Annotated in this window: 24 protein-coding genes; 8 read left to right on the forward strand and 16 right to left on the reverse strand. The window is 69.7% G+C overall.

Annotated features, from left to right (window positions below):
- Positions 1-32: 32 nt before the first annotated feature.
- From B7K24_RS09765 to B7K24_RS09805, 10 genes are all read right to left on the reverse strand, one after another.
- The gene (locus B7K24_RS09765) at positions 33-800 is read right to left on the reverse strand and encodes an HAD family hydrolase (RefSeq protein WP_234986661.1); all 768 of its coding nucleotides are present in this window, start codon (positions 798-800) and stop codon (positions 33-35) included.
- 10 nt (positions 801-810) lie between these two features.
- Positions 811-2,307: a glutamate--tRNA ligase gene (gltX, locus tag B7K24_RS09770; protein ID WP_084130150.1), complete on the reverse strand. Its 1,497-nt coding sequence runs from the start codon at positions 2,305-2,307 to the stop codon at positions 811-813.
- An 80-nt stretch (positions 2,308-2,387) separates the two neighbouring features.
- A complete protein-coding gene (locus B7K24_RS09775) occupies positions 2,388-3,176 on the reverse strand; it encodes a fumarylacetoacetate hydrolase family protein (protein ID WP_084130151.1) in 789 nt (262 codons plus the stop codon).
- A 100-nt stretch (positions 3,177-3,276) separates the two neighbouring features.
- Positions 3,277-3,432, reverse strand: a complete 156-nt coding sequence (locus B7K24_RS13665; RefSeq protein ID WP_234986662.1) for a hypothetical protein — start codon at positions 3,430-3,432, stop codon at positions 3,277-3,279.
- A 3-nt stretch (positions 3,433-3,435) separates the two neighbouring features.
- Positions 3,436-3,963 carry an alpha/beta fold hydrolase gene (locus tag B7K24_RS09780; RefSeq protein WP_234986663.1) on the reverse strand — a complete coding sequence of 176 codons (528 nt, stop codon included), beginning with the start codon at positions 3,961-3,963 and terminating at the stop codon, positions 3,436-3,438.
- 97 nt (positions 3,964-4,060) lie between these two features.
- Positions 4,061-4,966 (reverse strand): MBL fold metallo-hydrolase, encoded by a 906-nt coding sequence (locus tag B7K24_RS09785; protein ID WP_084130231.1) that lies wholly within the window; start codon positions 4,964-4,966, stop codon positions 4,061-4,063.
- Between the two features lie 13 nt (positions 4,967-4,979).
- The gene (locus B7K24_RS09790; protein ID WP_084130152.1) at positions 4,980-5,822 is read right to left on the reverse strand and encodes an alpha/beta hydrolase; all 843 of its coding nucleotides are present in this window, start codon (positions 5,820-5,822) and stop codon (positions 4,980-4,982) included.
- A gap of 13 nt (positions 5,823-5,835) precedes the next feature.
- Positions 5,836-6,660 carry an alpha/beta fold hydrolase gene (locus B7K24_RS09795; RefSeq protein ID WP_084130153.1) on the reverse strand — a complete coding sequence of 275 codons (825 nt, stop codon included), beginning with the start codon at positions 6,658-6,660 and terminating at the stop codon, positions 5,836-5,838.
- Between the two features lie 149 nt (positions 6,661-6,809).
- A complete protein-coding gene (locus tag B7K24_RS13770; RefSeq protein WP_084130154.1) occupies positions 6,810-7,016 on the reverse strand; it encodes a helix-turn-helix transcriptional regulator in 207 nt (68 codons plus the stop codon).
- Positions 7,003-9,555, reverse strand: a complete 2,553-nt coding sequence (locus B7K24_RS09805) for an AAA family ATPase (protein WP_084130155.1) — start codon at positions 9,553-9,555, stop codon at positions 7,003-7,005. Before B7K24_RS09805 ends, B7K24_RS13770 begins: the two co-directional genes overlap by 14 nt.
- Before the next feature lie 98 nt (positions 9,556-9,653).
- On the opposite strand from B7K24_RS09805, the gene B7K24_RS09810 reads away from it, so the two are divergent.
- From B7K24_RS09810 to B7K24_RS09840, 7 genes are all read left to right on the forward strand, one after another.
- A complete protein-coding gene (locus B7K24_RS09810) occupies positions 9,654-10,139 on the forward strand; it encodes a ClbS/DfsB family four-helix bundle protein (protein ID WP_159449212.1) in 486 nt (161 codons plus the stop codon).
- Positions 10,136-11,224, forward strand: a complete 1,089-nt coding sequence (locus B7K24_RS09815; RefSeq protein ID WP_084130157.1) for a heparan-alpha-glucosaminide N-acetyltransferase domain-containing protein — start codon at positions 10,136-10,138, stop codon at positions 11,222-11,224. The genes B7K24_RS09810 and B7K24_RS09815 overlap by 4 nt, the downstream gene beginning before the upstream one ends.
- A gap of 4 nt (positions 11,225-11,228) precedes the next feature.
- The gene (locus B7K24_RS09820) at positions 11,229-12,104 is read left to right on the forward strand and encodes a 3-methyladenine DNA glycosylase (protein WP_084130158.1); all 876 of its coding nucleotides are present in this window, start codon (positions 11,229-11,231) and stop codon (positions 12,102-12,104) included.
- 196 nt (positions 12,105-12,300) lie between these two features.
- On the forward strand, positions 12,301-13,344 hold the full coding sequence (locus B7K24_RS09825; protein ID WP_084130159.1) for a siderophore ABC transporter substrate-binding protein: 1,044 nt from the start codon (positions 12,301-12,303) through the stop codon (positions 13,342-13,344).
- An 18-nt stretch (positions 13,345-13,362) separates the two neighbouring features.
- Positions 13,363-14,376, forward strand: a complete 1,014-nt coding sequence (locus B7K24_RS09830) for an ABC transporter permease (protein ID WP_144268238.1) — start codon at positions 13,363-13,365, stop codon at positions 14,374-14,376.
- Positions 14,366-15,367: an iron chelate uptake ABC transporter family permease subunit gene (locus B7K24_RS09835; protein WP_084130160.1), complete on the forward strand. Its 1,002-nt coding sequence runs from the start codon at positions 14,366-14,368 to the stop codon at positions 15,365-15,367. The genes B7K24_RS09830 and B7K24_RS09835 overlap by 11 nt, the downstream gene beginning before the upstream one ends.
- Positions 15,364-16,122, forward strand: a complete 759-nt coding sequence (locus B7K24_RS09840; RefSeq protein WP_084130161.1) for an ABC transporter ATP-binding protein — start codon at positions 15,364-15,366, stop codon at positions 16,120-16,122. The genes B7K24_RS09835 and B7K24_RS09840 overlap by 4 nt, the downstream gene beginning before the upstream one ends.
- A gap of 4 nt (positions 16,123-16,126) precedes the next feature.
- Here the strand turns inward: B7K24_RS09840 and B7K24_RS09845 are convergent, their stop codons facing one another.
- On the reverse strand, positions 16,127-16,693 hold the full coding sequence (locus B7K24_RS09845) for a TetR/AcrR family transcriptional regulator (RefSeq protein WP_159449213.1): 567 nt from the start codon (positions 16,691-16,693) through the stop codon (positions 16,127-16,129).
- A 216-nt stretch (positions 16,694-16,909) separates the two neighbouring features.
- On the opposite strand from B7K24_RS09845, the gene B7K24_RS09850 reads away from it, so the two are divergent.
- Positions 16,910-18,466 carry an MFS transporter gene (locus tag B7K24_RS09850; protein WP_084130163.1) on the forward strand — a complete coding sequence of 519 codons (1,557 nt, stop codon included), beginning with the start codon at positions 16,910-16,912 and terminating at the stop codon, positions 18,464-18,466.
- A gap of 109 nt (positions 18,467-18,575) precedes the next feature.
- On the opposite strand, the gene B7K24_RS09855 is transcribed toward B7K24_RS09850, so the two are convergent.
- The 5 genes from B7K24_RS09855 to B7K24_RS09875 form a co-directional block, all read right to left on the reverse strand.
- On the reverse strand, positions 18,576-19,976 hold the full coding sequence (locus B7K24_RS09855) for an aldehyde dehydrogenase family protein (RefSeq protein WP_084130164.1): 1,401 nt from the start codon (positions 19,974-19,976) through the stop codon (positions 18,576-18,578).
- Positions 19,977-20,032: 56 nt separating this feature from the next.
- Positions 20,033-20,635 (reverse strand): CueP family metal-binding protein, encoded by a 603-nt coding sequence (locus B7K24_RS09860; protein WP_084130165.1) that lies wholly within the window; start codon positions 20,633-20,635, stop codon positions 20,033-20,035.
- A 58-nt stretch (positions 20,636-20,693) separates the two neighbouring features.
- Positions 20,694-21,095, reverse strand: a complete 402-nt coding sequence (locus B7K24_RS09865; protein ID WP_084130166.1) for a hypothetical protein — start codon at positions 21,093-21,095, stop codon at positions 20,694-20,696.
- Positions 21,096-21,165: 70 nt separating this feature from the next.
- On the reverse strand, positions 21,166-22,065 hold the full coding sequence (locus B7K24_RS09870) for a DMT family transporter (RefSeq protein WP_084130167.1): 900 nt from the start codon (positions 22,063-22,065) through the stop codon (positions 21,166-21,168).
- Between the two features lie 30 nt (positions 22,066-22,095).
- Entirely contained in the window at positions 22,096-22,740 is a 645-nt protein-coding gene (locus B7K24_RS09875) for a YigZ family protein (RefSeq protein WP_144268239.1), read from the reverse strand.

Raw genomic sequence — 22,740 nt, forward strand, 5'->3', positions numbered from 1 at the left:
GAGGTCAGATTACGTCCGCAGCCGCTGGCCCGCTACGGCGTCGACGGCCTCACCGCTGAGATCAGCTCGTCGAGCCCCGCAATCCTCACGGTGTTCTCGGGCAGCCCCTCGCCGTCGTGGCCGGCGCGACGCGTGCCAGGGCGGTCCAGCCAGACGCCGGTGAGTCCGGCGCGGGCCGCTCCCCCGGCGTCGATATCGGGCTCGTCGCCCACGTAGGCCACCTCTGCCGGCTCGAGGCCCAGGCGGCGGCAGCCCTCAAGAAAGACGCGCGGGTCCGGCTTGCCGACGCCAAACGTGTCGACTCCGACAAACATCTCCACGCGCTCCAACCCGCACGCCGCGAGCTTGAGCTCCTGGTACGCCAGGTCGGCATTCGAGACCGAGCCATAGGGAATGCCCGCGGCATCGAGCGCGTCGAGCATGGCCGCCGCGTCGGGGAACGCCTTCCAGCCCTCACGGAAGTGGCGCTCGAAGCCCGCGTCCCAGATGTCGTACGCCTCGTCGTCGGCGAGAGAGGGCCCGCCAAACGTGGCGTGAAGCTCCTCGGCGCGACGCTTGCGCTGCTCGCGGTGCGTCATCTCACCGCGGGTGTGGGCGCGGTACCAGCCGGAGCGATCCTCGCGCCAGTGCGTGAGGACGGCCTCGGGGTCCGCGCCCGCGTCGAGGTACTCGTCCGCGACGCGCAGCAGCGCGTGACGGAAGGCGCCGCGGGTGTCGACGAGGGTGTCGTCGACGTCCAGCAGCACCCCGCGGATGGCGGGCCGCGATACCCGGCCCGTCACGGCATCGGCCGTCGTCACGAAGCGCCCGTCACAGGGTCGCGCGCAGGCGACGCAGGCGCTCGAGCGAGTGCTCGCGCCCCAGGATCTCCATCGACTCGAACAGCGGCGGCGAGACCTGGCGACCGGTGACCGCGACGCGCAGCGGGCCGTACGCGAAGCGCGGCTTGATGCCCATCTCGTCGACCAGCTTGGCCTGCAGCGCCTCCTGCTGCGCGACGGCGCCGAAGTCATCGAGTCCCTCGAGCACCGCGATGGCGGCGTCGAGGATCTCCGCGGCGTTCTCGGGCAGCTTGGCCAGCGCCTTCTCGTCGAACTCGTAGCCGTGGTCGTCCTCGAACAGGAAGCCGAGCATGCCGGGCGCCTCGCCCAGGAGGTTCATGCGGGTCTGCACGAGCGGCGCGGCCTCAGCGAGGGTCTGCTCCTCGTGCGGGGTGAGGTCCTGCGGGTCGGCGCTCGACAGGTGGCCGGACGCGTGCAGGTAGGGCACGGTGCGGGCCACGAAGTCGCCCAGGGGCAGCATGCGCAGGTGGTCGGCGTTGATCGCCTCGGCCTTCTTGAGGTCGAAGCGCGCGGAGTTGGGGGTGACGTCGCGGATGTCGAAGGCCTCGACCAGCTCGGCGGGCGTGAACACGTCGCGGTCGGGGCCAATGGACCAGCCCAGGAGCGCGAGGTAGTTCAGCAGGCCCTCGCGGATGAAGCCGCGCTCGCGGTGGAGGAACAGGTTGGACTCGGGGGCGCGCTTGGACAGCTTCTTGTTGCCCTCGCCCAGCACCATCGGCATGTGGCCGAACTCGGGCACCTGGTTGGCGACGCCCAGCTGGACCATGTAGCGGTACAGCGCGATCTGGCGCGGGGTCGAGGACAGCAGGTCCTCGCCGCGCAGCACGTGGGTGATGTTCATCAGCGCGTCGTCGACGGGGTTGACGAGCGTGTACAGCGGCACGCCGTTGCCACGCACGATCACGAAGTCCGGCACCGAGCCCGCGCGGAACGTGATCTCGCCGCGGATGAGGTCGGTGAAGGTGATGTCCTCATCGGGCATGCGCACGCGGATGACGGGCTGGCGGCCCTCGGCTCGGAACGCGGCCTTCTGCTCCTCGGTGAGGTCGCGGTCGAAGCCGTCGTAGCCCAGCTTGGGGTCGCGTCCGGCGGCCTTGTGACGGGCCTCGATCTCCTCGGGGCTCGAGAACGACTCGTACGCGTAACCCGCCTCGAGCAGGCGCTTCGCGACGTCGAGGTGCAGCTCGTGACGCTCGGACTGGCGGTAGGGCGCGTAGGGGCCGCCGATGCCGGGGCCCTCGTCATAGTCGATGCCCAACCAGTTCAGCGCGTCCAGCAGCTGCTCGTACGACTCCTCGGAGTCGCGCTCGGCGTCGGTGTCCTCGACGCGGAACACGAGCTTGCCGCCCATGTGGCGCGCGTAGGCCCAGTTGAACAGGGCGGTGCGAATCAGGCCCACGTGCGGGGTACCCGTCGGGGACGGGCAAAAGCGGACGCGGACCTCGGGGGCGGCGGTGTCAGTCACGGTGTGAGGTTCTCCAGGGTGGTACGGATATGCAGGTGTTGCCGTTCGGGCGGCCGATGCCGTGGCCGGGTGAGGCTTCTTTAGCGGCGGATCGCGGGGTTACGCAGGGTGCCGAGGCCCTCGATCTCGACCTCGACGATGTCGCCGTGGCTGAGAGTGGTCACTCCCGCGGGGGTGCCGGTGAGGACGAGGTCACCGGGCAACAGGGTCGTCACCTCGGAGGCGATCGCGATGGCCTCGTGGATGCCGTTGATCATGTCCTTGAGGTTGCCCTCCTGGACCACCTCACCGTTGATCGAGCCGGTGATGCGGGCATCGTCGGTGTCGAGCTCGGTCTCGATCCAGGGGCCGATGGGTAGCGAGGTGTCGAACGCCTTGCCACGGAACCACTGACCTTCCTGCTTCTGGACGTCACGCGCGGTGACGTCGTTGGCACACGTGTAGCCGTAGATGTACTGCTCGGCGTGCTCGGGCAGGACGTCCTTGCACATGCGGCCGATGACGATCGCGAGCTCGGCCTCGAGCTGGACGTCATCGCTGTAGGCGGGCAGGACGATGGGGTCGTCGGGGCCCACGACGGCGGTGTTGGGCTTGAGGAACACGATCGGGTAGGCACCAGTGGGGCCGGTGATGTCCTTCATCTCCTCGGCGTGCGCGGCGTAATTCTTGCCGAGGCATACGGCCTTCGAGCGCGGGATCACGGGGGCGAGGAGGCGGACGTCGTCGGTGAGCTTGATGCGCTCGCCGGTGACGTTGCCCGGCGTGTACATGGGGTCGCCGGTGAGGACCACCAGCTCCTCCTCGCCGGGGGCGCCGTCGACAATCGCGTAGCGGGGCTCGTCTCCAGTGGTGAATCGGGCAATACGCATGGACTCCAGCGTAGTGCGTCGCGTGCGCCGGGTCCCACGTGAGCGGCCCTCGTCGCCTCCCCAGGGTGATGGGTGACCCGCGGAGGCGACGGGACTCCTCTCAGCGCGCGGCCTGCAGGATCAGCGAGGTGACCTGGACGGGCTTCGACAGCATGGGTACGTGGGAGGACTTGACCTCGACGGTCGTGGCCCCGGCACGTTCGGCTATCACAGGCTCGGACTCGGGCGGGATGATGCGATCGTTCGACGCCACCATGAACTAGCTGGGGATCTCCTCCCAGGCCGGTTCACCCGAGGGAAGCACGAGTGCCGCCAGCGCTCCCGGACGTTGGGAGCCGGCCATGGTCGCGGCCACGGTCTTGCACACGTCCTGCGCGAACAGGTCGCGGAAGAACGCCGGGTCAATGTACGCATCCGCGTTGCCGTCGGTCGTTCCCGGGAAGGGGCGTATCACGAGGTGGTCGGTGACATCGGTGTGCCCACCGCCCAGGTGGTTCATGTCCTGGACCGACTCGCCCTCATCGGGCGCATATGCCGCAATGTAGACGAGTGACTTCACGTCGGAATCGTCGGTGGCGGCGTTGGTGAGAACCACACCGCCGTATGAGCGGGCGACCAGGACGATGGGGCCATCAATGGTTGAGAGGAAATCGCGCAGGTATGCCGCGTCGTATTCGGGCCCGCGCAGGGGGTTCGAAAAGGTCACGACCGGATATCCGGCGGCCTGCAGCACGGGGGTGACAAGCGCCCATCCCGACGAGTCTGCAAAGGCGCCGTGAACGAGCACGATGGTCGGCTTGACGCCGCTGGGGCGGCGGACGGCTGGGCCGCGGCACTCGAAGCGACCACGCCCGTGAAGGCGAGGAGGCCGAGCGCGGCGATGCTCAGTCGCGTACGGCGTGGGATGAATCTGGGGGACGTGGGGTGACTCCCGGAGCAGCGGGTGGACTGCTGGAGCCCGTCGGCATCGAGGTCGCGGACGGCTTCCGGCGACGGCGATGCGGGCGCGGGGCGGCGAAGTCCACAGCTTCGCCGTCGGGCAGCCACTGGATGACCGTGGCTGAGGCGGGGTCGAGGGTGAGAGCGGCACGCATGCCGGCCTCACCGTCGACAAAGTGGGACCAGCCGTCATAGTGAGCGGGAACGGCGACGCGGGGACCGGTGGAGGCGACGAGTTTCGCGGCATCGGCCCCCGTCATCGTGAACCGGACAGGGCCTGTCACGCCGAACGCGACTCCCCCGCCGTTGACGACCATGACGTCGACGTCCAACGCCCGTCCCGTACGGAGGAGCCTCCGGGTAAGAACGGTGTCGCCGGTGATCCACAACTCGGTGCGGGCCTGGCCCTCGCGGGACAATGCCAAGCCAATCACTGGTCCCGCGATGGGCAGGCTCAAGGGTGGACCGTGGCGCGCGGGCGTGGCGGTCGCGACGAGGGGTGGGAGACCCGCGGCCTCGAGCCGCACCGTCTGCCCGGCGCGAAGGCCCTTCACGTCCGGATGCGTGAGCCGACGGGCGCCCGCCCGCGTGGTGACGACGGTGGCAACCGTGGCAAGCAGGCGGCGGCCAGCGTCGTCGAGGTTGTCCGCGTGGTGGTCATGGCTGACGAAGGCGAGGTCCACAGAGCCGAGCGCCTCGAGGGGAAGCGCCGGCCCCGCCATCTTGATCGACGACGTTCCCCACCCAAACGCATAGCGGCGCCCGGGCGGGTCGAAGGTGGGATCGACGATCATGCGCCAGCCGCCGATCTCGACCAGGAGGGTGGGTCCGCCGATGCGCGTGAGCCTCATGGTCGAGCCCGACTCACGCCGCGGCCGAGCGCTGCCCAGGAGCCACAGCATGCGCCATGGCCCAGTCGAGGGCGTGGTCCGCGACCTCTTCCCATCCCTCTTGCGAAATGATGCGATGGGTGCGTCCCGGGTACTCGATGTGCTCGACGAGCGCCGGTCCCGCTGCGTACTTCTTCACCAGGGTCCTGTGGATCGCGGCCGGCACCACGTGGTCGATCTCCCCGGAGATGATGAGCAAAGGGGCACGGTCCGGCTTCGCGAAGTCGATGGCGGTGACTCCGGACCGTGTGCGCGGCAGGGACAACACACCCTCGAAGAACACCTGGTTGACGGCGGGGACTCCGTTCGCCTCAAACTCGCGGTCGGACTCCTCGCGGGTGAGGTCGTTGCCGAAGGTGTAGTGGAAATGCGCGGGCGTGAGCGGCTTGGCGCCGCCCTTGCCAAAGGGGTTGGACAGTACCGGGAGGCCCGACTTCAGGGTGGGCCATGGCAACGTCAGCACGCCCGCGGGCTGGCCGGGCTCCACGCCCACGCCCGCGACGCCGAGTCCACGGTCGAGCAACATCTGGGCGAACAGACCCCCGAAGGAGTGACCCATGATGATCGGAGGTGAGTCGAGACCACGGACGAAGGCGTCGTAGTGGTCGACGATCTCTCCGATCGAGCGTCCCCTCAGGGACGACGGGTCGGCGCGCACCTCGGCCGGAGTACGGTCGTCGATGCCGGGCCACCCGGGGACGTACACCACATGGCCGCGAGCGCGGAATCGCTCGGCCCAGGTGTTCCAACTGGAGGGCGTCATCCATAGGCCGTGGATGAGGACGATGGGCGGCAGTGCTGCCGACGCTGGGGACATGGCTTACTCCTTGTTAGGCGTCAATGAACGCGAGCAGGTCCGCGTGAAGGCGCTCGCGGTCGGTATCGGGCAGGCCGTGCGCGCCGCCCTCGTAGACCAGCAAGGTTGCTCCCGGCACGGCGGCCGCCGACTTGCGGCCGCTGATGTCGAAGGGCACGATCTGGTCGTCGTCGCCGTGGATCACCAACAGCGGCACATCGACCGCGGCGAGGTCGGGACGGAAATCCGTCGCCGAAAACGCCGCGATGCACTCGTAGGCGTTGCGGGTGCCGCTCGCCAGGCCCTGAAGCCAGAAGGCGTCGCGGGTGCCCTGCGGCACATCACCGCCACGGTTGTGACCAAAGAACGGGCCGTCGGCCAGGTCTCGGTACAGCTGGGAGCGATTGGCGGCCTCACCGGCCCTGATGCCGTCGAAGACGTCTTCGGGTAGGCCATCCGGATTGTCGTCGGTGCGCACCATGAGCGGTGGCACGGCGGACACGAGCACAAGCTTCGCCACGCGCGCCGACCCGTGGCGCCCCACATAGTGGAGGACCTCCCCGCCGCCAGTGGAATGCCCCACGAGGGTGACGTCCGTGACGTCAAGATGATCGAGCAGGCATGCGAGGTCATCGGCGTAGGTGTCCATCTCGTTGCCGCCCCAGGTCTGAGTCGACCGGCCGTGGCCGCGGCGGTCATGGGCGATGGCACGGTGCCCATGAGTGGCCAAGAACAGCGCGGTCGCCTCCCAGGCGTCCGAATTCAACGGCCAGCCGTGGCTGAGCAGGACGGGCGATCCGTCGCCTCCCCAGTCCTTGTAGAAGATCTGCGTGCCGTCTTCGGTGGTGACGAACGGCATGGAAGCCTCCCGCATCTCGGTGGCCCCGCGAGGGGATTCCGGGGCCCGTGGCTTTCATCGTTCGCCGCGCGCCCAAGGAGCGCACCACGCGCCGCACGTAGTTGTCGGCGGCTACGCGCGCTGGTGCTTGCGAGCGTTAGCGTCGACGCCTACACGGGCGGCCGTGTCGCACGCTCCAGGGCGTCGGCCAACTGGCGTCGTGACGTCACCGAGAGCTTGATGAAGACCTTCCGCAGGTGATAGTCGACGGTATTGGCGCTGATGAAGAGCCTCGCCCCTATCTCGGCGTTCGTGCGCCCGCGCGCCGCCAAACCGGCGACGGCCTCTTCACGAGGGGTAAGGTCACTGCCCTCCATCGCCTTCGTGCGGACGGGTGCGATGAGTCCACCCGCGGCGAGCCCTATCAGCGAACACGGGTGCGCCGGCCTCAACGAAGAGCTCGAGCGCGCGGGTCAGGTGAGCGGCGGCGTCAAGTCGGCGGCCGCGCCTGCGCAGCCACTCGCCGTACAAGAGGTGCGAACGACCTCGCTCGCCCACCATCCCGGTACGGTCAAGGTGGGCGATGGACTCGAGATAGTGATGCGCGGCGTCTGCCCCTGTTGCCAGCAGAGCGGCGGCACGGGCGGCCAGGCCGAGCGCCCATGGTCGCTGGCACGCCGTCGCGATGGCCGTCATCTCCCCTGCGAGGCTCTGTGCCTCGTCGAGGTGATCGGAACGCACTGCGGCCTCGATGGCGTCGGGTATCTGGGAGTATGACGCCTGCAGGAAGGGCGCCGCGAGCGCGTCGCTCAGGCCGCGATAGGCCCCCTCATAGTCGCCTTCAGCGATCTGACGGAGCGACCAGTGAGTTCGGCCGATGCGGACCACCCCACCGAACCCCATCGCCTCGAGTGCGCCTTCCACCTGAGCGAGGGTGTCGGAGGGAACCCCCGACCACGCCAGGACCGCAGGATTGATCGCGAGCGCGTCCGCGTATCCCAGCATGTGGCGCACCTCCTCGCTCTGAGCCAGGAGAGCCTGGGCCGCCGCAGGACGGCCTCGCGCCATTTCCACCGTGCTGGCGGTCCACAGCACCGCGTCGAGCTCGCGCAGGGCACCGACGCGGCGCGCACCCGCGGCGGCCCGCTCGAACAGCGCGGCGGCCGCGTCCGCATCCCACACTCCCAGCGTGGGCACCACCAGGGTCGACGCGAAGGCGATCAGTTCCTCATCCTCCAGCGCATGCAGCGTGCGCGACGCTGCCTCAATCACGGGCACAGCATCCACGTAGGCATCCAGGATCATGGCGGCGACAGCGGCAAGGACCTGGGCCGTGGCGTCGGTGGCGTCACCCACCGCGAGACGTGCCCGCTCACCAAACGGCCGGAGGTCGCGGATCACGTCGGCAGGTAGCGCCACCTGCATGACCTCGAAGGCGAAGAGCAAGAGGCGACGTTCGAGTGGCGCGGAGATACCGCGCACGGCATCGGCCGCCGCCACGATCTCGTGCACGATGGCGCCGGCACCGGACATCTGCGAGAGGAACAGCGCACATTGAGTGGTCACGATGAGAAGCCGCGCGCTCAGCTCGGCATCGAGGTCGTCTCGCCTGAGGTCCGCGACCCATTCCATCGCGAGACGGGCACGTCCACCTGAGATGGCAGCCTCGGCCGCTGCGATGAGGAATTCGTGTGCCTGCTCGGTGCGAGGGCTGAGGCCTGCGGCTCGCTCGAGCAGGCGCGCACACGTCACACGTGCACCTCGCGCCGCGGCACGATCCGCCAGGCCCGCAAGCGCCGCGGCGATGTCCCCGTCGGGCCCTGAGGCCGCCGTCGCCGCGTGTTGGACCGCGAATTCGTCGTGGCCGACGGACACGTAGTAGTCCCGCAAGGCGGCGTGTACGGCCCGCCGGTCACGGTCTGGCGCCGTCGAGTACACCGCCGCACGCACCAGAGGGTGGCGCATCCTGATGGAGTCTCGGATGCTCACCAGTCCTGCCTGCTCGACCTCCGCGGAGGCGTCGTCCGTCACGCCCAGTGTCCCGGCCGCCGTACGCACGGCTGAGGCGTCACCCGTCCCCTCCGCCGCGGCGATCAAGAGCCATGTGCGACCTTCGTGCGTGAGCCCCGCCGCGAGGGCGGCGTAGTGGCTTTCGAGTCGAGGCCCGATGGGCCCGGGTTCCACGCCCATCGCCACTCGAGTGAGGTCATGGGTGTTCCACTCGCGTGCGACCTCACAGACCGCCAAAGGGTTGCCCGCCGTGGAGGCGACGATCGCATGTTCGACGTCGATCTCGACGGGAGCGTCAATGAGGCTGCGCAACAGGTCGGTCGTCTCACGCGTGCCGAGCCTCTCGAGGGCGAGCGTATCCACCCCAGCGAAGGCCGCCTGCGCCGCGTCGTCGAGACGGCTGGCGACGATGAGGGCGATGGCCTCGGCTCCCAGGCGCCGCGCGACGAATCCGAGGACCTCGGCGGATTCGGCGTCAAGCAGGTGTGCATCGTCGACCAGCATCACCACGGGTGTGCGCGCTGACCATTGGGCAGCGAGGCCGAGGACTGCGAGCCCCACGAGCGAGGCGCGCGGCGGCGGTCCATCACCATGGCCGAGCGCGATCTGGAGCGCGTCCCGCTGTGCGACAGGCAGCGCATCGATGGCGGCCAGGATGGGGCTGACCAGGCGTTCCAGCGCGCCATACGGGATCGCGGTCTCGACATCGCACGCGAGAATGCGCGTGACCGCCATCGACGTAGCGCCGGCCTGGGCCGTGTCCACCAGGGCCGTCTTTCCGATGCCTGGATCCCCCAGGATCAAGAGCGCGCCCCCGTGGCCGTTGCGCGCTGCAGCAATGAGCGCCTCGACTCTGCCCCGCTCCACCTCGCGCCCCACCAAGCGAGCGGGCTCGCGTGAGCCCATGTCGGCAACACTAGCAACGCCGTGCGGCCAGCGACAGAGTGATGTCCTGTCCGGCGAAGGCCTGTCACACTCGGGGCGAGGGCCTTACGATGCGAGGTATGTCACCTGCCACCGTCGACGAGCTCATTTCCTCCGCCGACGAACGACTGGACTCGCTGCTGGCTGTCGCCGACGCGGAACGCGACCGTCACCTGGGCGATGCCTACCTTGGCCGACGCACCACCGACGTGCTCACCCACCTGCACGCCTGGCATCTGCTGTTTTTCGACTGGATCGATGCTGAGAACGCAGGCGAGGAACCCGAATTCCCCGCGGCCGGATACACCTGGCGGGACCTCACCTCGCTCAACGACGCCCTCTACTTCGCGCACCGTCACTGGACGTACGAGGAGGCGCGCGGTTTGCTCATCGAGTCTCACGGCCGCCTGTGCGCGCTGCTCAGGCGCCTCGACGACGAGCGGCTCTTCGATACCGAGGCGCGCCCCTGGCTCGGACGCGAGTCGCTTGCCGAGGTCGCCGACGAGTGCTTGGGCAACCATTACGCGTGGGGCGAGGCCGTCCTTGCGAAGGCCATCGCTCAGTGAGCTTCGCCGCCCGGCCGGCCGCGGCATCGGCCGCCCGTACCTCACGCATTGACGGCCTCGACCTCGCGCGCGGCTTGGCCGTGCTCGGCATGGTGGGTGCGCACGTGGGCGACAACGAGTCATGGGACTGGCTTGTCGTGACGCACGGCTTCCCGTCGGCGCTCTTCGCGGTGCTCGCGGGAGTGTCGATGACGATGATGCTGACCCGCCGCGGCACGGTGGCGGTCGCGGCGGTGGAGGACGCCGACGCGCGACGCACACGGATCCGGATCGCCGTGCGGGGGGCCATGCTCGTCGGTCTCGGACTCGTCCTCGCACTTCTGGGTACGCCCGTCGTGGTCATCCTCACCAACCTTGGCGTGATGTTCTGGTTGACGATCCCGCTGCTACGGGTCCGCACCGACGTGCTGCTCGTCCTCGCGGGCTTGTGTCTCGGCCTCGGCGGCTACGTGGCGCTACAGATCGACGCGGTCGTGGGTCACGGGTCCCTGTGGGGAACCGCCTACCCTGGCATTCTGGTGGTGGGCGCGCTGTGGGGCCCCTACTATCCGGCGCTCGCATGGATGGGGTACGTCCTCATCGGGGTGTGCGTGGGGCGGTTCGATCTGCGCTCCGACCGCGTGGTGCTCGTGTTGCTGGGGCTCGCGTTGACCGCGATCGTCACCGCGCGGCGCATCGTGGCGATCTCCCTCAGCGAGGGTGCGGATCCCGCGTCGTGGTGGCTGGACCTCACCGACCACAGCTACTCCCCCGTCGAGATGATGACCAATGTGGGTGTCGCCCTGCTTGTCATCGGGGCGTCCCTGTCGGTCGCGCGCGTCGCCAGGCCCGCGGTGTGGCCTCTATTGGCCGTGGGGTCGATGGCGCTCACGGCATACGTGGGGCACCTCATCGTGATCGTTTTCGTGGGCACGGAGATCGTGTGGGAGCCGTCCAACGTGTCGCTCGTGGCCCTGTGGCTCGGGATCGTCGTGATGTGCTCGCTGTGGCGCTGGCGCCTGGGCGCCGGGCCGCTCGAACGCTGGCTGACCGCATGGTCGACGCGGGCGGCCGATGCTCGCGTGCCCTCAGGCCTGGGACAATAGCGAGATGCCCACCCTCGCCGCCGCCGTGCTCAGCCCCGCCGCCTGGCGTGAGCAGTCACGGGCCCACGAGGAACGGGCCGATGCCCTCACCGCCGGCCGCCGCGAGCGCGCCGCCAGGGGCGAGCGCCACGCCATCGAGGACTTCTTGTTCGAGTACTTCGGTCTCAAGCCCGGCCAAATACGCCGGTGGCACCCGGGCGTCGGGGTCGGATTGCAGGCGGCCGATGCGCATACCTGCGCCCGTTGGTACGTCACCTCACCCGACGGCACCACGGCTCTCGACGCGGCCACCTTCGCCGCGGACCGCGGCGAGGCGGTCGTGCATATCCGCCGACTGCTTGCGGCGACGGCGGGCCGCAAACCGCTTCTAGGGTGCTTTGGAATGCACGAGTGGGCCATGGTCTACCGCGCAGACTCCGACCTTCGCCACCCGCTGCCCCTGCGGCTCGGCCAGGACGGCACCGACGCCGCGGTCGAGGCAAATCCCCTGGTGTGCACGCACATCGACGCGTTCCGGTTCTTCACGGCGCCGGCGGTGCCGCGCAACGCGCATCAACTCACGCGCGACACTCAGGTCGCGATGGAGCAGCCGGGGTGCCTCCACGCCACCATGGACCTATACAAGTGGGCCTACAAGCTGGGCCCCGCCGTGCCGGGCAACCTGCTGCTTGACTGCTTCGAACTCGCGCGCGATGTGCGCTACGTCGACATGCAGGCGTCGCCCTACGACGTGTCGTCGTACGGGCTAGAGCCGATCGCGGTCGAGACCCCGGAGGGCAAGAGCGAGTACGCCGCGCGGCAGCGAGAGTTCACCCGCCGGGCCGCTCCGTTGCGCGAGCGCCTCATCGAGGTGTGTGACGCGATTCTCGCGCGCCGCTGAACCCACGACGACTCGTCTCCGCCCGCGAGGCCGGGGACGACGTCGGCACGGAGGCGGGCAATTACGTGCGTCCGCTGTGAGCAAAATGCGCTAGGGTCATTTTCCGTACGCAGATGTTGCGTATTTGGGCGCGGCGCCGCACCCTCCTCCACCCGACCGAGGGGCGGGCGCTTGCGCCCTCCCGGAAGAGAGACCCATGGCTTTTGCACGATCCCTCGCGACGATCACCACCATCGCCGCATCGACCGTCGTCTTCGCCGGTTGCGCGTCGAGTGACGACGCCGAGTCGACGGCGACCTCCGACGCCGCTGCCGCTGCGGCCGAGAGCGCGAGCGAGCCGCAGACCGTCACCTACACGTGGGACCGCAACATTGCGGGCGAGGATGAGGATCCCGAGTTCGAGGAGACCAGCGTCGATGTACCGGTCAACCCGCAGACGATTGTGGTGTTCGACATTGCCTCGCTCGACACGATTGGAGCCCTCGGCGGCGAGATCGCCGGTGCGCCGCTGGACTTCGTTCCCGACTACCTCTCCGGCTACCTGGCAGACGATGCCTTCAACGCCGGCACCCTGTTCGAGGCGGACCTCCTCGAGATCGAGGCCCAGCAGCCCGACCTCATCGTGATCGGCGGCCGCTCGTCCGCGATGTACGACGACCTGAGCGCCATCGCCCCCACCGTCGATACGTCGATTTCGGGATCCTTCGAGGACACGCTCGAGAAGAGTGCCACCTTCTTCGGCGAGGTCCTGGGAGCCGAGGACGAAGCCAATGCCGTCCTCGCCGACCTGGAGGCCGGAATCGCCGAGGTGCGGGCGGCCACGGCGGACGCCGGCACCGGGCTGGGACTCATGGTGTCGGGAGGCTCCCTCAGCGCCATGTCGCCCGCCGGCGAGGGCGCGAACACACCGGCGGTCCGTGGCGGACTCATCTACGACGTCTTCGGCGTCACGCCGGTCGTCGACAACATCGCCTCGGCTACCCACGGCGAGCCCGTCTCGTTCGAGTTCCTGCTCGAGAACGACCCCGACTACCTCTACGTCGTCGACCGCGACGCCGCCGTGGGTGAGGATGACGCCCAGGCAGCCGCCGAGGTCCTCGACAACGACATCGTTCACCAGACCACCGCATACCAGGAGGACCAGATCATTTACTTGGACCCCACCCCCTGGTACATCATCTTCGGCGGACTCGACACGACGCAGCTCATGATCGACGACATGATGCAGATCACCGACTAAGGGCTCAGATTCGTTCTGGTGACTGACGCCGCGCTCACGCGCACCGACGCCCCTGTCCGCACCCGGCCACGCCGGGTGTGGACAGGGGCTCTCATCGGTGCCGCCCTCGCCGTACTCGCCGGCGCGAGCCTGTTCATCGGCGTGTCCGACGTGACGCCCGCGTCGTTGCTCGCGGGCGACACCGACGCCGCGTTTCTTCTGGTGGCCAGTCGGGTGCCGCGCACCGTCGCCGTCGTTCTCGCCGGCGCCTCGCTCGCCATCGCGGGCCTCATCATGCAGATGATGGTGCGCAACAAGTTCGTCGAGCCCTCAACGACGGGCGTCACCGAGTTCGCGACGCTCGGCATGCTCGTCGCGATGGTGCTGTGGCCCGGGATGACGGTCGTCGGAAAGATGGGAGTCGCCACGGTCTTCGGCCTGGTCGGCACCTGGGTGTTCTTGCGCGTCATCCGCGCCGTGCCCGTACGCCAACTGGTCCTCGTCCCGCTCGTGGGAATCATGCTGGGCGGCATCGTCGGCGCGGTGACCGCCTTCTTCGCCTACCGGCTCGACCTCCTGCAGTCGCTGGGCCAGTGGTCGCAGGGCAGCTTCGCCTCGGTGATGCAGGGCCGCTACGAATTCCTCTGGTTCGCGGCCGCGATGGCCGTGGTCGCGTGGGTCGCAGCGGATCGCTTCAGCGTGATCGGCTTGGGCGAGGAGTTTGCCACGAATCTGGGGCTGAACTATCGCCGCGTCATGGCGATCGGCACCTGCGTGATCGCGGTGATCACGGCATCGGTCCTCGTCACTGCCGGCATCATCCCCTTCTTGGGACTCGTGGTGCCCAACATTGTCAGTCTGCTGGTGGGCGACAACGTGCGCCGCTCCATTCCGTGGGTCGCGGGCCTGGGCGCCGTCTTTGTGCTCGCCTGCGACATCATCGCGCGCACGGTGCGCTTCCCCTACGAGATCCCCCTGTCGGTCGTCGTGGGCGTCATCGGCGCGGGCCTGTTCCTGTGGCTGCTGCTAAGAAAGGGAAGCCGTGCTCATTGACGTCGTTGAGGCGCCCGCTCCCTCGCGCCGCCGCCTCACGTGGTCCTCGCCCGCCGTGCGCATCGGCCTGCTCGGCGCCATCGTGGTCGCCCTCGCGGCCGTCTATCTCTTCACCGATATCCCCGGCTCGTTCACCTTCGCGCTGCGCGTGCGCTCGCTCACCATCGCGGCGATGGCGGTCGTGGCGGTCGCCGTCGGCGTGTCTACGGTGGTGTTCCACACGATCACGGGCAACCGCATCCTGACGCCGTCCATCATGGGCTTCGACGCGTTCTACATGCTCGTCTCCACGGTGATCGTGTTCGTGGCAGGAGGCGTGGCGTTCCTGCGCACCGACGCCCTCACCCTGTGGGCGGTGCAGGTGCTCGTCATGGTCGCGTTCAGCACACTGCTGTTCACGTGGCTGTTCGGCGGCAAACGGCGCTCGCTGCACCTCATGCTCCTCGTCGGCATCGTGCTCGGCACGTTCTTTCGCTCGCTCACCGAGTGGATGCAGCGCATGCTCGACCCCCTCGACTTCCAGATCCTCACCGACACCGCCTTCGCGTCACTCACCCGCCCCGACCCCAGCCTTCTCGCCGCCACCGCAGCGATCGTTGCGGGCGGATGCGCGGCGATCGTGCCGCTGGTGCGCACGCTCGATGTGCTGTCACTGGGTGAATCGGCCGCGGTGGGCCTCGGAGTCAACCACCGGCGCGTGGTGATGACGCTGTTCGTCATCGTGTCCGTGATGGTCGCGGCCTCGACCGCGCTCGTGGGCCCCATCCTGTTCTTTGGCCTCATCGTGGCCAACCTCGCCTACTCCTACGCGGGGACCTTCCGCCATCGCTGGACGCTGCCGGCCGCGGCACTGCTCGGCGCGGTCTTCCTGCTGGCCGGTCAGCTCATCCTCGAGCAGGTGTTCTCTTTCGGGGCGAGCCTGTCGATCGTCATCGAGTTCGCGGGCGGCCTGTTCTTCCTCGTCCTCGTGCTCAGAAAGGGGGCGCGATGATCGCGCTCGACCACGTCACCAAGCGCTACGGCACCACCGCGGCGCTCGACGACGTCTCCCTCACCCTCGGCGACGTCGGGGTGACCGCGCTGCTCGGCCCCAACGGCGCGGGCAAGTCGACGCTGTTCTCGGTGGTGGGCCGGCTCATCCAGGCCGATGCCGGCACGGTCACGATCGACGGCCGCGATGTAGCCGAGACACCCTCGTCCGACCTGGCGCGCACCCTTGCGGTGCTGCGTCAGGACAACCACATCGCGGCGCGCTTGACGGTGCACGACCTCGTCGAGTTCGGGCGCTTCCCGCATTCGAAGGGTCGTCTCACCGTCGAGGATCGCGAGCACATCGAGCGCGCGCTCGACTACCTCGACCTCGGCCCCTTGCGCGACCGGTTCCTCGACGAGCTCTCCGGGGGCCAGCGCCAGCGCGCCTTCGTCGCCATGATCCTCGCGCAGGACACGCGCTACGTGCTGCTCGACGAGCCGCTGAACAACCTGGACCTGCGCCACATGACGGAGATCATGCGGCTGATCCGCCGCCTTGCGGACGAGCTCGGCAAGACCGTCATCGTCGTGCTCCACGACATCAACTTCGCCGCGCGCTATGCGGACCGGATCGTGGCGCTGCGCGACGGCCGCGTGGTGGCCGATCACGACGTGTCCGGCTTCATGCGACCCGAGGTGCTGGCAGACATCTACGACAGCCCCGTCGAGGTCCACCAGATCGACGGCAAGCCGGTCGCGCTGTACTACGAGTAGGCGCTCACGGCACCAAGGACGCGGCCACCACCTGCGCGGCCGCGGCGCGGTCGTCGGCACTGCCGCCCAGGTCGGAGTCCGGCTTCGACGAAATGAGGACGGCCATCACCGCCATCCGCATGCGCAGTCTGTCCTCGATCGAGGAGTCGTCGGGAAGGGCCGCGTCCCACAACTGCTGCTTCATGTGGTGGATGAGCTCGGTCGTGCGGCCCATATTGGCCAGCGCCACCTCGTTTTGCTGCACGCACTGCAGCACTCCCCCGCCCGCGCCACGGGTGATCTCACCCAGGCGGCGGATCATCTCGATGCGCCGCTCATGGGTGGGAGCCTCCTCGCGCATCCAGGCGACGAGCTCATCGACCTGGAATGCGACCGAGGACAGCAGCCCGTCGAGGATTTCCTCCTTGGACTTGAAGTGGTAGTACAGCGCCGCCTTGGTCACGCCGAGGTCCTCGGCGATCTCGCGCAGCGAGGTCTGGTCGTAGCCGTTCGACGTGAACCGCTCGAGCGCGACCTCCTGGATCCGCTCGCGGGTGTCGCCGCGCCTGCGCGTCGCCGTCTCGACCGTCACGTTCGCCTCCTGCCGTGAAGAAAAACTTCCGTAAAACTTCGCCAACTAACTTGACGCCCGGTTAGTAGAGCGCCTAATGTCCACTACGTAACTTACCGGACGGCTAGGAAGTTCCACAAGAACCCGGGCCGCCGCCCCGCCCAGCCGGGCAACCCACGGACAGCGCCGCCGCATCGGCCATCCGCCGGCGCGAAAGCCCTCCACGAAAGGTCCCCCATGGACACCACCCCCGATCCCCGCCGCTGGTGGGGCCTGGCCGCGATCGGCCTCGCGCAGCTCATGGTCGTGCTCGACATGACCATCGTCAACATCGCGCTGCCCACGGCCCAGGCCGATCTCGGCATCTCCGACGCCGACCGCCAGTGGGTCATCACCGCCTATACCCTCGCCTTCGGCGGCCTGCTGCTGCTGGGCGGACGCCTGGGCGACGTACTCGGCCGCAAGCGCACGCTGCTGATCGGCCTCATCGGCTTCGCCGGCGCCTCCGCGCTGGGCGGCGTGGCACAGAACTTCGAGATGCTCATCGCGGCCCGTGCCCTCCAGGGCGTGTTTGCCGCCCTCCTGGCCCCCGCAGCGCTGTCGATGCTCAACGTCACCTTCACCGAGGCCAGGGAGCGCGCCCGCGCGCTCGGCATCTACGGCGCGATCGCGGGCGGTGGGGCGGCCATCGGCCTGATCCTCGGCGGCGCGCTCACGCAGTACGTCGACTGGCGCTGGACTCTCATGGTCAACGTGCCGATCGCGATCGTCGCGGTCATCGGCGCCTCGCTGTTCCTGCACGACCGCGCGGGATCCTCCGTGCGCGTGCGCCTCGACATCCCCGGCGCCGTACTGGCCTCGGCGGGACTCCTCGCGATCGTGTACGGCCTGTCGGAGGCGGAGAACGACGGCTGGACCTCGGGCATCGTGCTCGGCTCGCTTGCGGTGGGCATCGCCCTCATGGCCGTCTTCGTCGCCGTCGAGCGGCGCACCCCGCACGCCCTCCTGCCGCTGCACCTGCTGCGCGACCGCAACCGCGTGGGGGCGCTCACCGCGGTCGGGCTCAGCCAGATCGGCATGTTCGGCGTGTTCCTGTTCCTCACGTACTACATGCAGGGCATCCAGGGTTTCTCACCCATGGCGACCGGCATCGCGTTCCTGCCGATGGTCGTCGGCATGATGACAGGGTCGGTCGGCATCTCGGCCCGCCTGCTGCCGCGCGTGGGCCCGCGCCGCCTCATGCTCCCCGGCCTGCTCATCGCGGCCGCGGCGCTCGCCTTCCTGACCCAGATCGAGGTCGGCTCGTCGTACTGGCTGCACGTGTTCCCGGGCCTCGTCTTCCTGGGACTCGGCATGGGTATGACGTTCATGCCGTCGATGGCCACGGCGACGGGCGGGGTGCGCGGCACCGATGCCGGAGTGGTCTCGGCCACGCTCAACACCACCCAGCAGGTGGGCGGCTCGATCGGCATCGCCCTGCTCAACACGGTCGCTGCGAACGCCACCACGCGCTGGATCACCGACAACGGCGGCCTCGATGCCGACCAGGCCCAGGCCGCCGTCTACGGCTTCACCACCGCCATGTGGGTCTCGGTCGCGGCGGTGCTGGTGGCCGCGGCGGCCGCCGCGCTGCTGGTGCGGGTGCAGCCCGCGCTACAGGTCACGATCTCGGAGCCCACCCCCGAGGAGCGTGCGGAGGCCGAGCTGGCCGGCGCTCCCCTGTCGGGCGCTGAGGTCCCGGTAGCGGTGGCCGATGCCGCCGACTCCCCGTCGGGCGAGGAGCGCACGCGGTGACGCGTCCGTAGACCCCCGCCACACCCGGCAGCGCCGGGCACGCTGAGAAGCGTCCCCGCGAAGCCGCCACACGATGCCCCCGGATCCACGGTCCGGGGGCATCGTCACGTCACGGCCGCTGAATCCAGACCGTCTTGACCCGCGTCCATTGGTCGAACGCCGCGAGTGACTTCTCCGCGCCGCCAAAGCCCGACTGCTTCCAGCCGCCGAAGGGCACCGTCATGTCCCCCTCGCTGTACGCACCCACGGACACGGTGCCGGCCTCGATCCCCCGCGCCAGCGCGAGGGCGTCGTCGAGGCTCTGCGTCCACACCGCGGCGTGGAGGCCGTAATCGACGGCGTTCGCCATGGCGATCGCCTCCTCGCGGGTCGCGAACGCCTGCACCGTCATCACCGGGCCGAAGATCTCCGTGGTGAGGATGGGGTCCGCGGGGTCCACACCGGCGAGGATCGTGGGCGCGAGGTAACGACCTCGGGGTAGCACCGGGACCTCGCGCCCGCCCGCGACTGCCACCGCGCCGCGCTCGACGGCACTCGCAATGGCCACGAGAATCCTGTCGGCGGCCGCGTCGTCGATGACCGGCCCCACCTGGGTCTCAGCGTTCGCGGGGTCGCCGATCACCAGGGCCGATGCCGCAGCCGCGAGCCGCACGACCACCTCGTCGTGGATCGACTCGTGCACCAGCACCCGCGAGCCGGCGGTGCAGTTCTGGCCGGCGGTGAGGAAGGCCTCCTCGGTGATGCCGTCGATGAGCGCGTCGCCCAGCGCGAGCGCGTCCGGCATCACGACGTGCGGTGCCTTGCCGCCCATCTCGAGGCTCACGCGCTTGAGGTTCGACCGGGCGGAGGCCTCGAGGATGGCGCGGCCCGTGGCCGTCGACCCTGTAAACGACAGTGCGCCGATGCGAGGGTCGGCCGCCAGCGCAGCGCCCGTCGTCGGGCCGTCGCCTGTCGCGACGGTGAGCACCCCGGCGGGGATGCCCGCCTCGAGCGCGAGCGTGGCGACATGGAGGACCGACCTGGGGGTCGCATCGGCCGGCTTAAGGATGAGGCAATTACCCGCGACGAGGGCGGGGCCGATCTTCCACGCCGCCATGGCGAGCGGATAGTTCCACGGCAGGATCGCGGCGACGACTCCGAAGGGCTCGCGGGTCGTGTATGCGAGCACCCCCGGGGCCGTCGAGGGCGCCGCACCCGCGAGCTTGTCGGCCGCCTCCGCAAACCACCTGATCGACTCGATCGCACCCGGGATGTCACCCTCGCGCGCCTCCGTGATCGGCTTGCCCGCGTCCTCGGAGTCGAGCCGTGCGAGCACGTCGGCGTCGCGCTCCATAAGGCCCGCGAGGCGCAGCATCGCGGCGGCGCGCTCGCGCGGCGCGAGCCCCGCCCAGACGCCCGAGCGGAACACGCGCCCCGCATCGGCCGCGAGCGAGGCGACCTGGGCCGCCGAGGTCAGCGGGACCGTGGCGAGCACGGACCCGTCGGCAGGATTGACGACGTCGATGTCCACGCGTGCACAGTAGCGCGCGGCGCCCGTCCCCGCCCCGGCCTCGGCGGCCGCAGGACTTACGCGAGCTGCATGGTGGTGACGCAGGTGGCGTCGTCGGCGTCGTCCGTGGTGACGCGTTCGGTCGCGGTGAGCCCCTCGTGGGTCATCGTCACGTCGAACTCGCCATCGCGAGGCAGCCACAGCCCCATGAAGCCGTTGGCGTGGGTGACGGCGTCGCGCTCGACGACGACCTCACCGGTGGCCACGTCGGTCACGGTGATCGAGACCGGCTCCTCGTGCATCTCACCGGTGCAGGTGGTCAGCGAGTGGAAGTAGCAGTCGTGGGTCGAGTCCGCGTACGGCGCGAACGAGACATAGAACTCGTCGTCAGGCATCGGCAGGGAGACCTCCGTGCCGTCCGCGTCGGTGAGCAGCAGCTCGTCGGGACGGATCGAGGCCATCAGCTCGGCGTCCCGCTCGTCGAGCGGTGTGGCGTCGAGGGTGTCGATGACCTCGCGTGCGTCGAGCCCCGCCAGGCCGTGGGCCGCGAGCAACGAGGCGGCGTCATCGGAGCCGGTGGCGGACGGCCCGGTCGCCGGCACCGAGGAGCAGGCGGTCAGGGTGAGGGCGAGCGCGGCGACGATGGCGCCGCGGCGCGCGCCGGTGGAAACGTGAATCATGAGAGGTGTCCTTAGAACTGTCGAAGTGGGTGAAGCGAGCGCGATGAGGCGGTCGCGTTCACGTCCGACAGATGCCGAGGGCCAGGAGGTTTGGCGACGGTTGCCCGGCGCCGCGCAGGGGTACGGGAGGCGCGCTCGTCCGCGTGGCGAGCAGCACGGTCAGCGGTTCACGCGGACGCATGACTGCCAGGACCGCGAGCATGCTGAGCGCGAGCAGGCACGCCAGCGCGACCCCGTCCTCGGGCTCGCCGCAGGTCTCACAAGTGATGACCGGGCCCGCGTCGACGATGGCCTCCACGACTCCGTGGTGGCCGGAGACGGGTCCCGCCGAGGCATCGGCCCCCGCATGGGCGAAGCCCATCGCGACGCTCACCGCGAGCGCGAGGAGGCCGGCGAGCACGGCCGCCCGCACCGCGACCCTGCGGCGGGTGCGGCGTGCGAGCGGGAGGTTCGCGGCCATCGTGAGACCAGCGTAGGCGCGGGGCGCCGCGACGCGGGCGGGACCATCGGCCCTCGTGGCGGGCGCGGGCCTACTCGTGGGGTTCCGCGGCCGCCTCGACGGCCGCCTCCTCGGCGGCGGGGACGGCATTGCGACCGGCCGATGCGACGGCCCCCACCCCCGCGACCGTCACCAACGCGATACCGGCGGCCACGGCCCAGGTGAGGCGCTGGTCGAGGAGGATCAGTCCCGCAAGTGCGGCGATGGCGGGTGCAAGGGCGAGCAGGATGGCGAAGGTCTCGGCCTTCATGCGGCGCAGCGCGGTGAGTTCGATGCCGTAGGGGATGGCCGAGGACAGCACCGCGACGGCGAGCCCGAGCGCGAGCGCCCCCGGGTGCAGGAGGGCGCTGCCGACGACGGTGATCGCGACGGGCAGCGTCAGCACGGCGCCCACGACCATCGCGAAGGCGAGCCCCACCACGCCCGGCATGGCCGCTCCCGCGGCGCGAGCGGTAAGGATGTAGGCGGCCCACATCACGGCCGCGCCGACCGCGAAGGCCACGCCCACGGGGTCGAGGTCGTGAGCTCCCCCGCCGAGCAACACCACCCCGGCGGCGGCGAGCGCGGCCCACAGGGCACCGGCCCACGACCTGCTCGCGATGACGCTGAGCACGAGCGGGCCCAGCACCTCGATCGTCACCGTGATGCCCAGCGGGATGCGCTCGAGAGCGAGGTAGAAGAAGGCGTTCATGCCCGCGAGCGCCACGCCGAAGGCGACGACGGTGGGCCAGTGGACCCGGCCGCCGCGGCGAAGGCTCACCACCGCGAGCGGCACCAGGACGAGCGCCGAGAACACGAGGCGCATCGCGATGACGCCCCACGGCCCCACCTGGGGCATGAGGTTCACGGCGACGGCGGCGCCGGCCTCCTGACACACCAGCCCGAGGACGACGAACAGGGGCATCCCCACGGCGCGGGCATCGGTCGTCATGCGGACAATCCTCCCGCACGGATGTTTCGGTTACCGACGCGGGCGGTCGACGATGGTGGTCTCTCCGACCACGGCCTCGACGGCGCCCGCCGTGAGGGCGGCGACCTCGGCGCGGGCGGCCTCCACCTGTTCCGGCGCGACGCGCAGGCCGAGCGTGGCGACCGCGCCGTACATGGGCTCGTCGAGGACCGCGCCGTGGGCGTCGACCCAGGTGTGCAGGCTCGCGAGGACGCGGCCGGCATCGGCGTGCGGGACGTCGAGGCTCAGCGCGGTGAGGCGCACGCGGTCGACCCATTGCGCCTCGTCGAGTGCGGCGGACACCGCCGAGCCGTAGGCGCGCACCAGCCCTCCGGCACCCAGCTTCACCCCGCCGAACCAGCGCGTGACGACGGCGACGACGTCGGTGACGTCACGGTGGCGCAGCACCTCGAGCATCGGCACGCCGGCGGTCCCGGCAGGCTCGCCGTCGTCGCTCGAGCGCTGGCGCTCACCGTGAGGTCCGATGATCAACGCCGTGCAGTGGTGACGCGCATCCCAGTGGGCCTTACGGATCGAGGCGACCACAGCATCGGCCGCCTCAACTGACGTGACGGGAGTCAGGGACGCGAGGAAGACGGAGCGCTTGATCTCGGTGCGCACCTCGACCGGGCGGGCGATCGTGGCGGGCAGGGTCAT

The organism is Demequina sp. NBRC 110055, assembly GCF_002090135.1.
Taxonomy (GTDB): domain Bacteria; phylum Actinomycetota; class Actinomycetes; order Actinomycetales; family Demequinaceae; genus Demequina.